Raw genomic sequence first — 3,966 nt, 5'->3', positions numbered from 1 at the left:
TACCAAGTTCCTAAAATTGCTAATTCTGCGGCAGCAGGATCATGATTAAATGCACTTCCTACTTCCACTGATACCATGACTGCGGCATAATTTCCTCTATCGGTAAGTTGTTGTGCTAGGGCTAACATTGCTGTGGTTTTCCCTGTTTGTCGTGGTGCGTAAAGGACAAAATAACTACGTTGTTGAATTAGCTCCTCTAAATCTGGTAATCGTACTGTGGGAGATAGCATATAGTGGATATCGTCTTTACAGGGACCTGCAATATTAAACCAGCGAGTCATAGAATTTTGGTAATAGGTGAACTCTTTAAGTTTACACATTTATTTGGAAAAGTTTATTTAAAATAATTCAAATAATACTGCTTGACATAAGGTAACACATAAGTTACTATAGCAGTATGTCTATTATAAAAGTTCAAGAATATCTTAAAGAAGATGGTTCAAGTCCTTACCAAGAATGGTTTAATAGTTTGGATGTCCAAGCTGCTGCAAAGGTAACAGTTGCTAAGTCTCGTTTGGAATTAGGCAATACATCAAATGTTAAATGGTTTGATGGAATTGGGGAATATAAGATTGATTGGGGTCCAGGATACCGGATTTATCTAGCTCAAGATGGTAAACAGCTTATAGTATTATTTGGTGGAGGAACAAAGAAAAATCAGCAATCTGATATTAATTGTGCTAAAGAATTATACCAAGAGTACAAAAGACGAAAAAAAGAAATTAGCAAAGAGCAAGCAACTGACAACGATAATAGAGATAAGAGGTAGTTATTATGGCACTAACTAGAGATTTTAAGGAAACTGTTAATGCAAGAGTACAAAGAGATTCTGAATTTACAATTGCTTTACTTGATGAAGCTATTTCTCTTTTCCTAAATGGTGAACCAGAAACAGCAAGATTAATTTTAAGAGATATTGTTAATGCAACTGTAGGTTTTGAACAGTTAGCAATTGAAACCTCTAAACCTAGTAAAAGTTTACAGCGAATGTTATCAGCAAAAGGTAATCCAACGATGGATAATTTGACTGCTATTTTCAATGTTTTGCGAAAAAAACTGAATGTTGATATTAATGTAAAAACGACGGTTATTTACCATTAAAAATTACGGATGCCAGAAATTTCTAACAGCATGGAAAATATTAATAGGTGAATCTTAACGATATACGAAAAAACTCTTGACATTATGACTAAATTATGTGTAATACATTTGACTAGATTGTTTGGCGTGATCAACGTAAACTTTTCGTCTAATAAATAGTTAAGCATCAAGATAACTTATATATATATCTTCAAATAAGGTGCGATCGCCTTCATTAGCATTTTTAAAAGCCTGTTTTAGTTCTTCTGCATTAGTTAAAATTTCATTTTGTTTTTGATTAATTCGTTGTTGTTACAGAAATTCAAATAAATAATCTCGATCTTCTGTGGGTAAATTTTCGATAGATTTAATAATTTCCTGTAACGTCATCATAGAACCTCCTAAATTAAGTAAATTCTAGCTTTGGTAATTCTATTTTAATCTATAATTTCACTGGTTGGGGTTGTCATCGCCCAAAAATCAAGACTCACAATAATAGCGATCGCACTATGCTTATTTGTTTACAACTGTTTTTGTAGCCGCTATTTTTCTGTCAGCATACAAAACAACCTCTTTTATGACCAATTTTTGAATAGCGGAGATAAAGGTTTCCATTATTGCGTAATTTGGTTGGTTGTTTTTTACAGGTAGTGAAATATTTAATTCATCTGCATCTTTTGCATAAAAATTTCTACCATAATTAAATTGACCATTGTAAGATGATTTGTGAATTGCAGTCGTTACAAAAATTGATGCTAGTTTTGGTAATTTTTCAGTATGTACAACCGCAATATGGTCATCTCCTCCATATCTGTAATTTCTGTATTTTGCAGAACCAAACATATCAATAGTAGTTGTGTTTTTAGAAAAAATATTTACATCATTTCCAATAAATGCAGAAATACCCTCATCCGTTTCACCTGCTGTTACAAAAGGTAAATTTCCTGAAATTCTGTCTGCACTTTTTAATCGCTTGCCACGAGTAGATTTTCCAAATAATTTTTCAAGATTGAATGTACCCCATTTTATATTCTCAAAATCCTCCAAAACCTGTTTTTCTTCATCTGTTAAAGTATAATCTTTTAATCCAGTAGCTAATAAATACGCTTCTAACTCCGCTATACGTTCTGCTTCTAACTCCGCTATAAAACTTTCCATAAATTTAAAATCTATTTTGCCGTTGTTAGTAGGAAGCGAAATATTTAAGGTATCAGCATCCTTGGCATAAAAATTTCTACCATAATGAAATTCCCCTGTATAGGATTTTTTATGAATTGCTGAAGTTATAAAAATTGCAACAGGTTTAGGTAACTTTTGAGTATGCACAACCGCAATATGGTCGTCACAACCATATTTATAGTTCCGATATTTGGCAGAACCAAACATATCAATTGTTATTGTGTTCTCTGAAAAGACAGTGACATCATTTCCAATAAATGCAGAAATACCTTCGTCTTTTTCGCCTGCCGTTACAAAAGGTAAAGTTCCTGAAATTCTATCCTCACTTTTCAATCGTTTACCGCGAGTAGATTTTCCAAATAGTTCTTCGAGATTAAAAACTCCCCACTCCACATTTTTCAATTTCTCATGAAGTGGGGTTTCTACTTTCCCAATCTTTCCTCCTCTGTACTTTGTTGTCTTAGAATATTAGAAACTTCCCAAGCTAAATAATCACTTACTGTTTTCTTGAAATCCTGTAAAGTAGGTTTAGTGTCAATAGGTGCTGTTTGATTCCAGTCACTACCATTTTTTGGATCAATAGTGCCTTCATAATATTCTTTTTCAGTAAAAATATTGAGTTTGCTTTTACCAAAACGGACTAAGTTTACCAACTCTTCGTAGCGTTCTTTGGCGCAGTCAGTGTCTTTTAAGTTGTTGCTGGATTTTTTGCGATTGGTACGAGTGTAACCATCGTTTGAGAAATCAATAAACTTTACTATTTCATCTTTATGGTGTTTTTCATTTACTTTAAAAACATATATATAGGTTTGTACACTAGATTTACCAATAAAGATATCTACAGGCATTTTAATACTTGCCAAAAGGGTATGTTTTTCTAATATTTTTTGGTTGTATTCTTTAGCTTTACCTGAACCAGCAGAATTTTGAATAATAATAGCAGCATAACCTTTGTTCATCATTCCAAGGGCTTTTTCCACAAAGTTCATCCCATTACCATTCGCAGAATATGGAGGATTTAAGACAAAAGCATCAGCAGGAAATTTGCTATTTGTTTGACCAAAACCGTAGTTCCCATCAAAATCTTTTATAGAGTCTTTATTTAAAATATTAGAGCTGCCGTCGCCCATCAAAATCATATTTAGAATTGCCAACATATACACACTTGAAAGCAATTCTAATCCCAGCAATTGCTCGGTTTTTATTTTAATTTCTTTTTGAGTAAGTTCTGGAGGCGAAGTAATATTATTTTTTGCATCAACAAGCATTTCATTCATCGCGGCAACTAATAAACCTGCCGAACCTGCGGCAAAATCCCACACATAAGAATCTTTGTTTACTCGCGCCAATTTTACCAAAAGAGTAGCGATATAAGATGGGGTAAGCACTACATCGTTTAGTTTGTCTTGCGAAAAACCAAGCCAACTATACATTTCATTAAAAAGTTTTCCTGTAAAATCAGTAGTTAAGCCTATTTTATAATATATTCCTAGATCATCTACAATTTTGCTAAAAACTCTTTTGAGTTGACTTTCACCATTTTCAACTTTATTGATATTTTCAGTGGTGAGTGTGTTTTTTAGGGTTCTTACAACGCCGATTCAAGTCTGAAGTGCATCACCTGAAAAGCTTGACAGAGGAAAGCTCATCAGTTAAAGTCGGATATTGCTCAAAACAAACAGACAAACTAATGAACTACTCACATCT

General features: G+C 33.1%; 4 protein-coding genes and 1 pseudogene. 2 read left to right on the top strand and 3 right to left on the bottom strand.

Annotated features, from left to right (window positions below):
• A pseudogene (locus EWV84_RS04905) lies at nucleotides 1-281 on the bottom strand (ATP-binding protein); the annotation flags it as partial.
• 116 nt (nucleotides 282-397) lie between these two features.
• Between EWV84_RS04905 and EWV84_RS04900 the strand changes: the two are divergent.
• Together EWV84_RS04900 and EWV84_RS04895 are read left to right on the top strand one after the other, a co-directional pair.
• Nucleotides 398-769: a type II toxin-antitoxin system RelE/ParE family toxin gene (locus tag EWV84_RS04900; RefSeq protein WP_287076809.1), complete on the top strand. Its 372-nt coding sequence runs from the start codon at nucleotides 398-400 to the stop codon at nucleotides 767-769.
• A gap of 5 nt (nucleotides 770-774) precedes the next feature.
• Nucleotides 775-1,101, top strand: a complete 327-nt coding sequence (locus EWV84_RS04895; protein ID WP_287076807.1) for a helix-turn-helix domain-containing transcriptional regulator — start codon at nucleotides 775-777, stop codon at nucleotides 1,099-1,101.
• A gap of 492 nt (nucleotides 1,102-1,593) precedes the next feature.
• Here the strand turns inward: EWV84_RS04895 and EWV84_RS04890 are convergent, their stop codons facing one another.
• Together EWV84_RS04890 and EWV84_RS04885 are read right to left on the bottom strand one after the other, a co-directional pair.
• The gene (locus EWV84_RS04890) at nucleotides 1,594-2,652 is read right to left on the bottom strand and encodes a restriction endonuclease subunit S (RefSeq protein WP_287076811.1); all 1,059 of its coding nucleotides are present in this window, start codon (nucleotides 2,650-2,652) and stop codon (nucleotides 1,594-1,596) included.
• A gap of 29 nt (nucleotides 2,653-2,681) precedes the next feature.
• Nucleotides 2,682-3,692, bottom strand: coding sequence for an HsdM family class I SAM-dependent methyltransferase (locus EWV84_RS04885; RefSeq protein ID WP_287076805.1), 1,011 nt, complete (start codon nucleotides 3,690-3,692; stop codon nucleotides 2,682-2,684).
• Between the last annotated feature and the right edge of the window lie 274 nt (nucleotides 3,693-3,966).

It is taken from the genome of Microcystis sp. M_QC_C_20170808_M3Col (assembly GCF_007095505.1).
In the GTDB taxonomy this organism is placed as follows: Bacteria; Cyanobacteriota; Cyanobacteriia; order Cyanobacteriales; family Microcystaceae; genus Microcystis.
This window is presented reverse-complemented; position numbering and strand designations above follow the sequence as displayed.

Coding starts and splice junctions, on each gene's coding strand:
- EWV84_RS04900 (WP_287076809.1), top strand. CDS start 398: ATGTCTATTATAAAAGTTCAAGAATATCTTAAAGAAGATGGTTCAAGT.
- EWV84_RS04895 (WP_287076807.1), top strand. CDS start 775: ATGGCACTAACTAGAGATTTTAAGGAAACTGTTAATGCAAGAGTACAA.
- EWV84_RS04885 (WP_287076805.1), bottom strand. CDS start 3,692: ATGTATAGTTGGCTTGGTTTTTCGCAAGACAAACTAAACGATGTAGTG.